We start from the raw sequence: 13,945 nt of genomic DNA on the forward strand, positions 1-13,945 counted from the left end.
ACCTGAAACTTGAAACTTGAAACTTGAAACTTGAAACTTGAAACCTTAAACAAAAACTACTTCTTCGGTTTCAATATTAATTTTGTAGAAGTCTTAACAATTTCCTCTTTATTCAATTTCATTTTTCTAAATTTTCCTGCATTGTACATTTCGGCTTGATCGTCGTAATGTTTACTAAACGGATTTCCAGATTGTCCCGTTGGCAGAATACTCCAGCTATTTTCTACATCTGCAAAATCAATGATTCTTCTGGTTGACGGACCGCCTTTGGTATAGTATTTTCCTTCTTCATTAAAACCGAAAAATAAATTATTAATGACTTCGTTTGATCCGGGAGAATCAAATGGTCCTACATTAAATATGCCTCTCAGCGCTTTTACTTTTCCAAGCGGATGTTCGTGTTCGAGAGTATGAACTTTACCCCATTTCCAATCTGAAATTTCATTTCCAAGCTGCATTTGCAATGACGCAACCGCATCATGAAACGATTTTGAAACAATTTCTGTTCTGGTTTCTTTTATGTTTTTAGTTTTCACATTATCCCACCAAACAGAACTTTCATTTGTAATTTGTCTGGCAATAATCTGTTTTCCAGCAGAAATATCCAAAAACAATTTAAAATTCTCTTTGCCCATTTCGTCTTCGAAAGTGTTTTTCAAATACAGATAAATCCATTTGTTGTAAATCGTCGGCGCAATATCCTGCAGATTGTTTGTCCCTTTCCAAGATTTCAAGACATCGAGTACCTCTTTTTCTTCGGCAGAAAGCGTTTTGTTATCTAAACTCGAAATCAAATTCTTAACCACTAGAGGAGCAACATCAGAAGTATTGTCGTAAATCATTTTACTTATCGCTTCTTTATCCCAATCCGATTTTGCGTTCAGAATTCCCGAAATTCTTTTAGCACGATCTTCCGGCAGGTAATAACCCGGATACAAATAGCCGTTATCAATAGCTTCCGGCTGATTATTGGCAGAATAGATGTATCCCCATTCTGGATTTTCTGCTGATGGATTTTTATCAAAATCTAAATACTGCTTGATGTCGTCTTTTCCGCTGGCTCCATCCAAAATTAAAAACGTATTGACGCCTTCATTGTGTCGGTACAATTTTCCAGAAGCCCACCAGCCGACATTTCCTTTGGCGTCACCATACATTACATTTAATCCTGGCGCGGCAATTAATTTGACCGCATTTTTAAAATCCTCCTTATTCTTAGCATGAGAAAGTCCGTAAGCGGCATCCAAAATCTGAATAGGCTGATTCGTATAAGTCCATAACATTGCAATCGGATTCTTCTTTTCCAGACGATCCATAAAATCATTCATAATAGGTCCGTGGCGGCTTGATTTTATACTCAGAACAACATCCGAAGTGTCTTTTACTTTAATGGTCTTTTTTCGTACTTCATAGGAAGCAAAACCAGTTGGTGTTTGATATTGATTGGGATCATCAGATTTATTTTTTTCCTGATAAAAATCGATGTCGTCATTTTCGAACATTGTTAATCCGTAAGCGTAATCACGATTATGTGCTAAAAGCGGAAATGGCGTTCCGGCCAAATAACAGCCGTACAATTCAAACTTTGGTGTAATTAAATGCGCTTCGTACCAAGTTGCCGGCTGCGAAAACCCAATATGCGGATCGTTTGCAAAAATCACTTTTCCAGTTTTGGATTTTTTAGGCCCTACAACCCAGCTGTTACTCCCTACAAAAGGCGGCACCGGCGATTGATCGAGCATTGCTGCAACCGATTTTGAAATTTCGGCATATTCGGCTGCCTTTTCTTTAGAGATTTTAATTCTCGTTGTATTAAATTCTCCTTCAATCCCTAAATCTTTTAAATATGATGCTCCGTATTTATTGCGAATATCGGTCATCAAAGGATCCGATTTTTGGGCCATTGCAAAACTGAAAGACATGTATCCGAAAATATTGTAAACGTCTTTTATCGTAAATTTTTGCTTTTTTACTCCAACCAAAGTAAACTCAATCGGCGTTGCTCCTTCTTCTAAATATTGATTAATTCCGTCCAAATAAGCTTGAGTCACTTCATAACTTTCGCTGTTTTTGTCGAGTTTTGCTATCGCTTTCGCGGAAGCTTCTTCTATCCCAATCCCTGCAAAAAATTTATCGTTCTGCAGTGCAACCGAACCAAAAAGCTCAGAAAGCCTTCCGGGTGCAATTCTGCGCAATAATTCCATCTGCCATAATCTTTCCTGAGCATGAACGTAACCAAGCACTCTCATGGCGTCTTTTTCTGAGTCGGCATAAATGTGCGGCACTCCAAATTCATCAAAATAAACTGTGGCTTCTTTTTCAAGATTTTGCAATTCCAGTTCGCCTTCGTATTTCGGTTTCAAATGAAAAATATAAGCCCATAAACCAATAGCCGCTACTATAATAAAAACTAAAAGAGTCAGAAGGATTTTTTTAATTATTCTCATATTTTAAAGAAGTAAAAGGATAAAATTTGCAAGATGTAACTTTTCTTAAAAATTTTATAAGAGACATCCGTTTTTAAAAGTCTAAATTTATGTAATTAAAATTAATAGCATAAATGTCAATCTATAAAAAAATAGCAATTGTTATAATATCTCTCTTTGTTTTTGTGATTTTAATCAATATTGGACTCAATTATTGGATTAAAAAACAATTACCAATTGTAATACACGAAAAAAACAAGACAGCCTATAATATCAATTACGAAAAAATAGAAGTTTCTCTTTTCTCCAGAAATATTTATGCGCAAACTTTACTGGTAAGTCCTAAAAACGAACCTAAAGACAGCAAAAATGGCTTGTTTTCTAAAATTGAATCCATTACCATCAAACATTTCAACATTTGGGATTTGGCTTTTAGAGATATTATTCAGGCAGAAAGCATCATCATTAACAAACCACGTGTAATTCTTTACAAAAAAGGCGAAAAATTATTGAATAGCAGCAAAAGCATTAAAACCGAAATTGTAGAACCGTTCAGAAAAATTGTTGCTGTCAGCAATATTTACTTAAATGACGGAACTGTTGATGTGGTTTCTTTAGACAATGACAAAACGCTTTTTAGTGTCAAAAATATTATTTTAAAGCTGGAAGGAATTTTAATTACCGATGCAACTTTGAATGAGAAACTGCCGCTTCAATACAAAAAATATACGTTGATGTGCGACAGTCTATTTTACAGACCAAGTCATTTTTATCACATTACTATTGGAAAAATCAGCACCGAAAATAATTATGCAAAAATTAATAATTTTAGTGCAGTGCCACAGTATGACCGCAAAAACTTTGTACGCCAATTACCAAAAGAAAAAGACATTTATACCATAAAATTAGATTCTGCGGATATTAATAAAATGGATTGGGGATTTAAAAATGATCGTTTTTTCTTTAAAGCGACCTCCATTGTCATGAATCATCTCAATGCTAATATTTATCGCGGGAAAATGCCAAAAGATGATTTGAGCAAAAAATACTTGTACAATCATTTGTTGCGAAATATTAAATTTCCATTACAAATAGATACTTTACAAGTTTTAAAATCAAAACTGGTTTACGAAGAAGAAATGGATTTTTCTAAAGGTCCGGGCGTTTTAAATTTTGATCAATTCAACCTGCAGGCAACAAATCTGCGAAGTGGTTTTGGATTAAAGAAAATGGATGATGTAAAAATTAAAATCAATTGTATTTTTATGAAAGCATCACCTTTGAATGTCGATTGGAGTTTTAATGTTTTGGATCTAAAAGACAGTTTCCATATTCAGGGCGTTATTTCAAATTTTGATGTGAGAGCGATGCAAAATTTCAGCAAACCGTACATGAATGCTTCTTTTACCGGAGCCTTTCATAAATACCGCTTTAATTTTTATGGTAATGATGCCGCTTCAAAAGGAAATGCTTCTTTGGATTACGATGATCTTAAGGTAAAGCTTTTCAAAAAGAAAAAACCAGAAAAAGAAGCCAAAATAAAGAGTGCCATTGCTAATTTACTTGTCAAAAACGACTCAAAAGATAAGGCAAAAACCGCCGATGTGGAACTAGAGCGCATTCAGGAAAAATCATTCTACAATTTCTTATGGCGCAATATTGCTGAATCTTTGAAAAAGATTTTGATTTAATATATTTTCGGTCCTGAAGTCACCAATTTTATTTTAAAATAATTAGTGAATTCAGGACCGAAAAACTTTTTCACCAATTTTCAAACCTGACAATTATCAGGTTTTTAAAAAAAATATTTTTTTTCATTTGTTCCTATTTTAATCTAAAACAAATGACAAAAAGTAATCTGCATACTTTTCATATTCCCGTGATGGGGCTTGCTTATACCATAGACAGTCCCATTCGAGTAGCTCAATACGGTATTTCGTCTGTTATTGCACTTGCCGATGACGATTTAATAGAGAAGATGCGAAATTTTTACAGCACAAAATTTAATTTTCCCTACGAAGAAATCAGTCAGAAATTTCATGACTATCGTGCCGAACGAATCACTTCTTATTTAAACTTAGTTGATAAAATTGTAAAAGAAAAATTCGAAAACTTTAAAACCGAATTAGCCGGAAGTAAAGCTGCTGTCGAAAATTTTATCGATATGCTGCCCAATACTTCTGACATTAAAAAAGGGTTTCAAAATTTATTAGAAGAGGGAATCTCTTTTAAGGAGAACATTCAAAATTACATCGAATCGCATCTTACTGCGGGAGAAATAGATGTTAACATCATGACGAAATTAGATAAAGATAATTTCATCAAAAACGAACAGCTCCCGATTGAATTTAACGATGCTCACGCAGCTTTACGTGGTTTTGCTAACAGCAATTTAGAATCGTCTCTGGTGCTTTCTGCCGGAATGAATCCGAGACTTTATAGTTATTTTGAAAATTTCCCAGACTTCTTTCCAGACGAAAACAATAAACTGAGAAAGAAAATTATTTTAAAAGTCAGTGATTTTAGATCGGCTATGATTCAAGGAAACTTCTTGGCAAAAAAAGGACTTTGGGTTTCTGAATACCGAATTGAATCGGGATTAAACTGCGGCGGACATGCCTTTGCAACCGAAGGACTGCTATTGGGCACTATTTTAGAAGAATTCAAGCAGAAAAAAGAGCAATTGATACAATCTGCCCACGAATTAATGATTAAGGCCTTAGAACAAAAAAATAAAGTAGTTCCGAATGCCCCTTTAGAAATTAAAATTACAGTTCAAGGCGGTGTAGGAACTGCTGCAGAACATGAATTTTTATTAGAAAAATATCAAGTCGATTCTGTTGGCTGGGGTTCTCCTTTCTTATTGGTTCCAGAAGCCACTTCTGTAGATCAGGAAACCCGCAATTTATTAATGAATGCCAAAGAAGATGATTTTTACCTGAGTAATATCTCGCCTTTGGGAGTTCCATTTAATACTGTAAAAGGAACGTCTAATGAATTTTTAAAACAAAAACGAATTGACGATAATAAAGCAGGAAGTTCTTGCCCGAAAAAATTTCTGGCTTTAAGTAAAGAGTACGACCCGCACGGAATTTGTACTGCCTCAAAAAAATATCAGGATATAAAATTAGAGGAATTAGAAAGCAAAAAAGACACACTTTCTCTTGAAGAATTTGAAAAAAGCAAAGTCAAAATAACCGAAAAATCTTGTTTGTGCGTTGGTTTGGCAAATGCTTCTTATTTAGAAAATCATATTAAAGTTAAAGGACAAGCGCAAGGTGTTGTGATCTGCCCAGGTCCTAATTTAGCTTACTTCGATCAAGAAGTCAGCCTTAAAGAAATGATGCATCACATTTACGGATATAAATCGGTTTTGAGAAACCCCAATCGACCAAACCTGTTTATAAAAGAGCTGAGGATGTATGTGGATTATCTTAGAAATGAGATTAATACTTTTTCCAGAGAATGCTCTACGGCTCAGCTTAAAAAATGGAATGCCTTTAAATCGAATTTGTTAGATGGAATTGCGTACTATAAAAATTTATTTGAATCGACCCCAGTCTTTACAGGAGACTTACCACAACTCGATTCTTGTAAATCTGAATTAGTAAGTATTGCAATTCCAGTCAACGAGCTTGTTTAAAAATGAAAACCCCAAATTAAATTGATAATTTGGGGTTCTTATTTTTAATATAAATTTGTTTACTCTTTTTTCTTTTTACTGTCAATAACGGCACCCGTTCCAGTACCCAAAGCAGCTCCGGCTAGTCCGCCAATAATAGCGCCTTCTCCTTTTTTCTTACTTACAATTGCTCCAGTTGCAGCACCTACTCCGGCACCAATAACAGCACCTTTAGCTGTTGCACTCCAGCCTTTCTTTTTTGGAGTTGCTGCAGCTGCTGTACCATCTGTTTGATGTACAACTACAACTTTTTGTTCTGCCGCTTTTTGTTCTAAGGCTTTTTGCTCTGCTTCTTTTTTCTCTTCCAGCGCAGCCATTTCTACCTTCATGGAATCAATAATTTTCTGCTTGTTAATTTCAACTTTCATTGAATCTATACTCGCTTGCTTTGCTTTATTAATTTCATTTTTCCCTTGGTTTTGGCAAGAAACGATAGTCAATGCTGCCAATAAAATATATAAGGCTTTCATGATTGTAGTTTTTAAGATTATTACTCTACAAATTACGGAAGTTCTATTTTTATGGGGTTACAGTATTTTTTTGATTTTTTATAAAATTTAAAGAAAAAGGGACAAAGGGGCAGAGTAACAAAGGTTCAAAGTTTTTTTTTAATATGTAGAGGCACACCGCAGTATGTATAACGCATTGTTTTTAGCCACAAATTAAGAGGATTAAAAAAGATTTTTTTGTTCAATCGGAAAAATAATTATTATTACATATTTTGATGACGCTACAAATAATCATCTCACCAAAAAGCAAAGTTTTATTTCACGCAGATTTTAAAAGATTTAAGCAGATGTACGCAAATTATTTTTTTAATCTGCTTGATCTGCCAAATCTGCAGGAGAATTATTCTCGCAGAGGCGCAAGTTTTAATTGTAATTATCTCCAGCTTCAGATGTGTCTAATAGAAGAATATAACTAAAGAGTTTAGCCAAACTTTTAAAAATTTGGCTAAAGCCTTAAACTGTGTGTATAAAAAACCTCCAGCTAAAGCTGGAGGCAATTGATAAGTTTATATAAATTCTCAGATCAAAAAATCCCTTTTAATCCTCTTAATTTGTTGCTAAAAAAACTTTGTCGCTTTGTAGCTTTGTAACTTTGCAACTTATTTCCCTAAAATACCACTTTTCAAAATCTGCCCAAAATCATACATATCTTCGTAAGAACAATATAACGGCACGGGCGCCAGACGAATTACGTTTGGTTCGCGCCAATCTGTAATGACTCCATTTTTCATTAAATAATCGAATAAAGCTCTTCCTTCTCCGTGTAAAAAAACAGATAATTGAGAAGCTCTTTCTTCTGGATTAGAAGGGGTAATAATTTCAAAATTACCCGCAACTTCTTTATCAATTTCATGAAGAATAAATTCTAAATAGGAAGTAATATGATCTCTTTTTTTAATTAAAGCCTCCATTCCAATCTCAGCAAACATTTCTACTGAAGCCAGATAAGGTGCTAAAGAAAGTACTGGCAAGTTGCTTATCTGCCATCCGTCTGCTCCATGAACGGGATCAAAATTAGGTTCCATTTTAAAACGACGTTCTTTATTATGTCCCCACCATCCGGCAAATCTTGGCAGCTCTGAATTGTGGTGTTTTTCATGAACAAAACATCCAGAGGCATTTCCTGGTCCCGAATTCATATATTTATAACTGCACCAAGCAGCAAAATCTACGTTCCAATCGTGAAGTTCTAGTTTGATATTTCCGGCAGCATGAGCTAAGTCCCAACCTACTTTTGCACCTGCTTTTTGTCCAGCAGCGGTTATGGTTTTAATATCGAAAACTTGTCCGGTATAATAATTAACCCCGCCAATTAAAACTAAAGCCAGCTCATCGCCCACTTCTTCTATTTTTGCCAGAACATCTTCAAGGCGAATATTGTGCTCGCCCTCGCGTCGTTTAATTTCTACGATGGCCTCTTCCGCTTTATAGCCGTGAAAATTAACCTGGCTCTGAAACATATACTGATCAGAAGGAAAAGCTTTTTCTTCGCAGATAATTTTATATCGTGTTTTTGTCGGCTGATAAAAAGAAACCATTAATAAGTGAAGATTTACCGTCAGCGTATTCATTACTGTAACTTCCGAAGGCAAAGCACCTACTATTTTACTTAATGGTTCAGCAAATCTTTCCTGATAATCCCACCAAGGTTTTTCGGCATAAAAATGACCTTCAACTGCCAATTCTGCCCAGTCAGTCATCACTTCGTCTATATATGCTTTGGTTCGCTTTGGCTGTAATCCTAAAGAGTTTCCTGTAAAATAAATAACTCTTTTGTCGTTTACTTTAGGAAAAATAAATTCGCTTTGGTAAAGGTGTAAAGCATCATTTTTATCGAGTTGTTGTGCAAACTCACGAGTATTTTGAAAAGTCATTGTGTTTTGTTTTGAATGCTAAAATAACAAAAAAATCGATTATTGTTTTTTTGTTTCAAGTTTCAGGTTTCAGGTTTCATGTTTCAAGTTTCAAGTTTCATGTTTCATGTTTCACGTTTCATGTTTCATGTTGACATGCTTTGTGTGTTTAACCGCAAAGTTCGCAAGGATTTTTTATCAAGGCTGACGTTTACAAACGCTAAGTTCGCAAAGCTTTGCGTTCTTTAGCACTTGGCAAATATAAAGTGAGCAAAAAATCCTTGCGAACTTTGCGGTTAAACTGCAGAACGAACTTGAACCTGAAACTTGAAACAATATCATTAAAAATAGAAAACCCGACAGGTCTTAAAACTTGTCGGGTCTTTTTATATGCTAAAAAATCTAATTATAGAATTAACATTGCATCTCCGTAAGAATAGAATTTGTATCCTTCTTTGATCGCTTCTTCGTATGCTTTTTTCATTAAATCATGTCCACAGAAAGCAGAAATCATCATTAATAATGTTGATTTTGGTGTGTGGAAGTTTGTAATCATACAGTTTGCAATACTAAAATCGTGAGGAGGAAAAATAAATTTGTTTGTCCATCCTTCGTAAGGGTTCAAAGTATTTGCAGAAGAAACAGAACTTTCAATTGCACGCATAGAAGTTGTACCTACAGCACAGATACGTTTTCTTTTCGCTTTTGCTTCGTTTACGATATCGCAGGCTTTTTGATTGATAATCAATTCCTCAGAATCCATTTTATGTTTAGATAAATCTTCTACCTCAACCGGATTAAAAGTTCCTAAACCTACGTGTAAAGTTACTTCTGCAAAGTTTACTCCTTTGATTTCTAATTTCTTCAAAAGATGTTTTGAGAAGTGTAAACCAGCAGTCGGTGCTGCTACAGCTCCTTCTTCTTTTGCATAAATTGTCTGGTATCTTTCTGCATCCTCAGCAGTAACTTCTCTGTTGATGTATTTAGGAATTGGAGTTTCTCCAAGTTCTGTCAATTTGTTTCTAAACTCTTCGTAAGAACCGTCGTATAAGAAACGTAAAGTTCTACCACGAGAAGTAGTATTGTCAATAACCTCAGCAACTAATGAATCATCATCTCCGAAATACAATTTATTTCCGATACGGATTTTTCTAGCTGGATCAACTAAAACGTCCCAAAGCCTTTGCTCAGAATTTAATTCTCTTAATAAGAAAACTTCAATTCTTGCTCCTGTTTTTTCTTTGTTTCCGTACAAACGTGCAGGAAAAACTTTAGTATTATTTAGAATTAAAACGTCTCCGTCATCAAAATAATTGATAACGTCTTTAAACATTTTATGTTCGATAGTTTGTTTTTGACGATCGATTACCATTAAACGAGACTCGTCTCTATTTTCTGCTGGAAATTCAGCTAAAAGTTCTTTCGGTAAGTTGAAATTGAAGTGTGATAATTTCATATTTGAATTGTAGATTTTAGAATGTAGATTTTAGACAACATGCCTAAAATTTTAAATCGGATGCAAATATACGATTGTGAGATAGGCGTTGTCAAGTGTTTTGACGTTTATTTTCAAAAGTCGTTGATTTACTGAGGTTTTAGTAACCATTAAAAATGTTTTTACCTACAAAAAACATCTTCAACATATTATTATCATTTCGATCCCGAGGCTTCGGGATCGAAATCTCCGTTGCAGAATCAACAAAGATTGACTTTTCTTTACGGAGCTTCTTGCTAAGATTTCTCTCCCGAAGCCTCGGGATTGAAATGACAAACTATGCGATTATAGCCAAACTCAAGCATAAAAAACCTCTGGTTAAAACCAGAGGCTATGTTTTATTGAGCTTTAATTTAAATGAACTTATATAACTTATATAGTTTAAAGTCTTTACAATTCTGAAACTTGGAAGTTTAAAGCTTTTAAATCGTTCCAGAAATCCGGATATGATTTTGAAACTACTTCTGCATCATCAATAATGATAGGCACTTTTAATGCCAGCGGCGCAAATGCCATTGCCATACGGTGATCGTTGTAAGTAGCAATTTTCACATTGTGATTGATATTTTGAGAAGCATTCAAAGTCAAACTATCATTGGTCACAGAGATGTCTGCTCCCAGTTTTGTCAATTCTATTCTTAAAGCTTCTAAACGATCGGTTTCTTTTATTTTTAAAGTATGAAGGCCTGTCAAGTGGCATCCAATACCAAGACCTAAACACGTAACTACAATAGTTTGTGCGATGTCTGGAGTATTATTCAGATCGAAGTTTATAGTCTGGTATTCAAAATTTTCTTGTTTTACCAAAGTCATTTTATTTCCATCAAAAGTGGTTTTTACTCCTAACTTTTCATAGAAAGAAACTAACTCTGAATCTCCCTGCAGACTGTTTGCTTTGTAACTGCTTAACGTAATGGATGCAGTGTCTGCCAAAGCGACTAAACTAAAAAAGTAAGAGGCTGAACTCCAATCTGATTCTACGACCATTTCTTTGGTTTCAACTGCTGTTTTAGGAAAAACTTTAATCACATTTCCTTCAAAAGTAGTCTGAATATCTAAATCTTTTAGCAAAGCCAAAGTCATTTTAATATACGGAATAGAAGTAATTTCTCCTTCTAAAGTCAGTTCTAAACCATTTTCTAGTTTTGAAGCCACTAATAAAAGTGCCGAAATATACTGACTGCTGACATTGGCTGCCAAAGTCACTTTTGAAGCGGTAACTTTTTTTCCTTTAATTCTGATTGGCGGATAGCCGACTTCTTTTTCATATGAAATTTCAACGCCTAATTGCGCCAAAGCTTCTACTAATATTTTAATCGGACGTTCCTGCATCCTGCTTGAGCCTGTCATTACGACTTCTCGATCTGCATTAACGGCAAAATAAGCTGTTAAGAAACGCATTGCAGTTCCAGCGTGGTGAATGTCTACAATTTCATCATTTCCAATTAAGGCTTTCTGCATGACTTCGCTGTCGTCTGAATTTGAAGTATTGGCTAAAGTAATATTCGGAAACAAAGCTTTTAGAAGTAATAAACGATTGGTTTCGCTTTTTGAACCCGTAACGGCAATTTGACCTTGTAGATTTTTATGATTGGTTTGTAGTAATAAATTCATTTTAGGAGTGTTGTTTTAGGCATTTTGGCAAATTTATTTTAAAAAAAGCATACACCAAAACTTTGCCGCCACTTATCACATTATTTTAATTTATCGTTGTTTTTATGGCGGTCTTTGTCACGAACCGATTTTAGGTCCATTTTTTTGTCAAAAGCGGCCTGTAAATCTATTCTTGTCTGATTGGCCAGACATAAAACCACAAAAACAACATCGGCTAGTTCTTCTCCTAAATCTTTATTTTTATCGCTTTCTTTTTCAGATTGTTCTCCGTAACGGCGTGCAATAATTCGGGCTACCTCCCCTACTTCTTCTGTAAGCTGCGCCATATTGGTTAATTCGTTAAAATAACGAACTCCGTGTTCTTTTATCCAAGTATCAACATCAAGTTGTGCATTTTTCAAATCCATTTCCTATGCTTTTTTTAGTATTATTTTTTGATTTTGAATTTCGATTATTTTATCAAAAAAATCTCTTATCATATCATAATCGTCAACTGCAAAGATAGCTTTAGTTATTTCTTGTATCACCTTAATTTGTATTTGATTTTCATCAGCTGTCAAATTCATGGTATAAGAAGCTGCTTTGTCTTCCATTACAATTCGTATGGGAGATGGCAGGGATTCTACTTTGTAACCTTGCGGAATTTGCAGAAACAAATTAAATCTTCGCTGTTCTGGATAACCAAAATAAATTGGCATTTGTCTTTTTTCCAATTTGAAAGGATTGTTCTTGTATGCAAAAAACACCAGCGGATTTATAATTAGTTTGCCTCCGATTATATCATAAGCATTTGCAGCACTAAAAGTAACTTTCTCATATACTGGCTTTGATAGATTTTTAATTTCAGCCTTATACTCTTCTATTTCTAAGCCTTTATATTGACTTTCAATATTTTCAATATGACTTTCATTTGTCATATTTGCAAAGCTTTCTCTAAAATCTAACGCTTTGTAATCTGTTTTTTGCAAAGATAAAACCCCTTCTAATTTTGCTGATTCCGGCACTATTGAGGCACTAACACTGTTAACAATCATAGAGGGTTTAGTCGGAATTAATTCTACTTCCTCACTAGTACCGTTCTCTCTGATTAATCTTCCTTTCCAATTTAAAACATTCAACGGAAGGATATTGGGAACGGTAAATTTGTTGGTTGCATCCAACAGAATTTTTTCTCCGTCAATTTCGGCCGCCGCAATAAGATAATTAAAAACAGTTCGGTTTGGAAATAAAGGAATTCCGTTTTCGATCGTGCTTACTAAAACAGGATGAACTTGTATTTGGGCAGCTTTTAACATCGCAATCAACAGTAAATTGATTTCGGCTGTATTACCAGTTTTTTCTTCGTATGCTTTTTTTACCCCTTTATCTACGTAATACCCTTTCTTTTTATTCCAATTCATTCTTTCCTGAACAAACTTGAAAATCGTATCCAAACGCTTTCTTGGAGAGCTTTTATCTGCTATAATCTTCTTTAAATCGTCTTCAAAATAACCTCTGTCTGTTAATTCTCTAATCAGATTCGCATCTTTATAAGTACTGACAGCCAATCCTTCCCAAGTTTTAGTATAATTTACAACAGGTTTATTTGGGAATCTTTTTAGTTCCAATTCATTTTGAATAGAGCCTTTATAATTGTCAATATTATCTATAAAATTTTCTTTTTTAAGCGCAGGAACGTCCTTTCCCGAATAGAGCGTATTTATTTGTTTGTACTCGCTTGCATATACTTGTTTAATTTGCCCAATATCACCACTCATTTCAGGTTTAAAAGTTCCCACAAGCAATGTTTTGTAAATAAAAAACTCTGGAATTTCCGATCGATATTCAAAATAGTTAACTGGGATCTCGTACTGAAATTCAAAATCTGGAAGACGAACTATATTTTCCGATTTCAACGTATACTTAAATTCAATCACAGACCCCTCTTTTACATTAGGCAAAGTAATAGAAGCAACATTCCAATATTTATTAACTTTCTCTTTAAAATTGCCTTCGCTATTGAGTTTTGTTTTTACAATTTTCCCATTCTCGAGATTGTATGTTGCCACGTCTGAAAAAGCCGCTTTATCATCTCTCAAATTCTCGTAACCCACATAATACGATACTTTTTGAGTTGCCCAGCTTAAGCCTTCTTTTTTGTAAATTTTTATTCTGAACTCGTAAACATGATTGGCAAGAAACCCGGTTTGCTCATTGTAAGAGAAATAAGTTTTCCCTTTTTTAAATAAAATAGCAGCTGGTGCTGTAGTATCGGTTTTATTTACTTTTTCCTGCAGTTCTTCAATTGTTACTTTTCCTAACTCATAACTTTGTGCATTTACTTTTAAAATAAAAAAAAGTAAAAAGACGGCAATATAAAATCTCAT

Annotated in this window: 9 protein-coding genes; 2 read left to right on the top strand and 7 right to left on the bottom strand. The window is 34.3% G+C overall.

The genetic code is table 11. The annotated features are described in order from the left end of the window. Window positions 1-56: 56 nt before the first annotated feature. Window positions 57-2,447 carry a penicillin acylase family protein gene (locus C4F50_RS19520; RefSeq protein WP_194140329.1) on the bottom strand — a complete coding sequence of 797 codons (2,391 nt, stop codon included), beginning with the start codon at window positions 2,445-2,447 and terminating at the stop codon, window positions 57-59. A 113-nt stretch (window positions 2,448-2,560) separates the two neighbouring features. Between C4F50_RS19520 and C4F50_RS19525 the strand changes: the two genes are divergently transcribed. Together C4F50_RS19525 and C4F50_RS19530 are read left to right on the top strand one after the other, a co-directional pair. Then, entirely contained in the window at window positions 2,561-4,117 is a 1,557-nt protein-coding gene (locus C4F50_RS19525) for a hypothetical protein (protein WP_194140330.1), read from the top strand. 152 nt (window positions 4,118-4,269) lie between these two features. Continuing rightward, on the top strand, window positions 4,270-6,069 hold the full coding sequence (locus C4F50_RS19530) for a hypothetical protein (RefSeq protein WP_194140331.1): 1,800 nt from the start codon (window positions 4,270-4,272) through the stop codon (window positions 6,067-6,069). Between the two features lie 59 nt (window positions 6,070-6,128). Here C4F50_RS19530 and C4F50_RS19535 read toward each other — a convergent pair whose 3' ends face one another. The 6 genes from C4F50_RS19535 to C4F50_RS19560 form a co-directional block, all read right to left on the bottom strand. Then, the gene (locus tag C4F50_RS19535) at window positions 6,129-6,578 is read right to left on the bottom strand and encodes a YMGG-like glycine zipper-containing protein (RefSeq protein ID WP_194140332.1); all 450 of its coding nucleotides are present in this window, start codon (window positions 6,576-6,578) and stop codon (window positions 6,129-6,131) included. A gap of 638 nt (window positions 6,579-7,216) precedes the next feature. Further along, a complete protein-coding gene (gene kynU / locus C4F50_RS19540; RefSeq protein ID WP_194140333.1) occupies window positions 7,217-8,491 on the bottom strand; it encodes a kynureninase in 1,275 nt (424 codons plus the stop codon). A 385-nt stretch (window positions 8,492-8,876) separates the two neighbouring features. Continuing rightward, window positions 8,877-9,926 carry a tRNA preQ1(34) S-adenosylmethionine ribosyltransferase-isomerase QueA gene (gene queA, locus C4F50_RS19545; RefSeq protein ID WP_194140334.1) on the bottom strand — a complete coding sequence of 350 codons (1,050 nt, stop codon included), beginning with the start codon at window positions 9,924-9,926 and terminating at the stop codon, window positions 8,877-8,879. A gap of 429 nt (window positions 9,927-10,355) precedes the next feature. Further along, window positions 10,356-11,579, bottom strand: a complete 1,224-nt coding sequence (locus C4F50_RS19550) for a 3-phosphoshikimate 1-carboxyvinyltransferase (RefSeq protein ID WP_194140335.1) — start codon at window positions 11,577-11,579, stop codon at window positions 10,356-10,358. An 80-nt stretch (window positions 11,580-11,659) separates the two neighbouring features. Continuing rightward, window positions 11,660-11,986, bottom strand: a complete 327-nt coding sequence (locus C4F50_RS19555) for a nucleotide pyrophosphohydrolase (protein ID WP_194140336.1) — start codon at window positions 11,984-11,986, stop codon at window positions 11,660-11,662. Between the two features lie 3 nt (window positions 11,987-11,989). Continuing rightward, the gene (locus tag C4F50_RS19560; protein WP_194140337.1) at window positions 11,990-13,945 is read right to left on the bottom strand and encodes a DUF3858 domain-containing protein; all 1,956 of its coding nucleotides are present in this window, start codon (window positions 13,943-13,945) and stop codon (window positions 11,990-11,992) included.

Source organism: Flavobacterium hungaricum, assembly GCF_015182285.1.
Taxonomy (GTDB): Bacteria; Bacteroidota; Bacteroidia; order Flavobacteriales; family Flavobacteriaceae; genus Flavobacterium; species Flavobacterium hungaricum.

What these genes read in the sequence shown, in the direction of transcription:
- C4F50_RS19520 (WP_194140329.1), bottom strand. Translation starts at nt 2,447, where the DNA reads ATGAGAATAATTAAAAAAATCCTTCTGACTCTTTTAGTTTTTATTATA.
- C4F50_RS19525 (WP_194140330.1), top strand. Translation starts at nt 2,561, where the DNA reads ATGTCAATCTATAAAAAAATAGCAATTGTTATAATATCTCTCTTTGTT.
- C4F50_RS19530 (WP_194140331.1), top strand. Translation starts at nt 4,270, where the DNA reads ATGACAAAAAGTAATCTGCATACTTTTCATATTCCCGTGATGGGGCTT.
- C4F50_RS19535 (WP_194140332.1), bottom strand. Translation starts at nt 6,578, where the DNA reads ATGAAAGCCTTATATATTTTATTGGCAGCATTGACTATCGTTTCTTGC.
- kynU (WP_194140333.1), bottom strand. Translation starts at nt 8,491, where the DNA reads ATGACTTTTCAAAATACTCGTGAGTTTGCACAACAACTCGATAAAAAT.
- queA (WP_194140334.1), bottom strand. Translation starts at nt 9,926, where the DNA reads ATGAAATTATCACACTTCAATTTCAACTTACCGAAAGAACTTTTAGCT.
- C4F50_RS19550 (WP_194140335.1), bottom strand. Translation starts at nt 11,579, where the DNA reads ATGAATTTATTACTACAAACCAATCATAAAAATCTACAAGGTCAAATT.
- C4F50_RS19555 (WP_194140336.1), bottom strand. Translation starts at nt 11,986, where the DNA reads ATGGATTTGAAAAATGCACAACTTGATGTTGATACTTGGATAAAAGAA.
- C4F50_RS19560 (WP_194140337.1), bottom strand. Translation starts at nt 13,945, where the DNA reads ATGAGATTTTATATTGCCGTCTTTTTACTTTTTTTTATTTTAAAAGTA.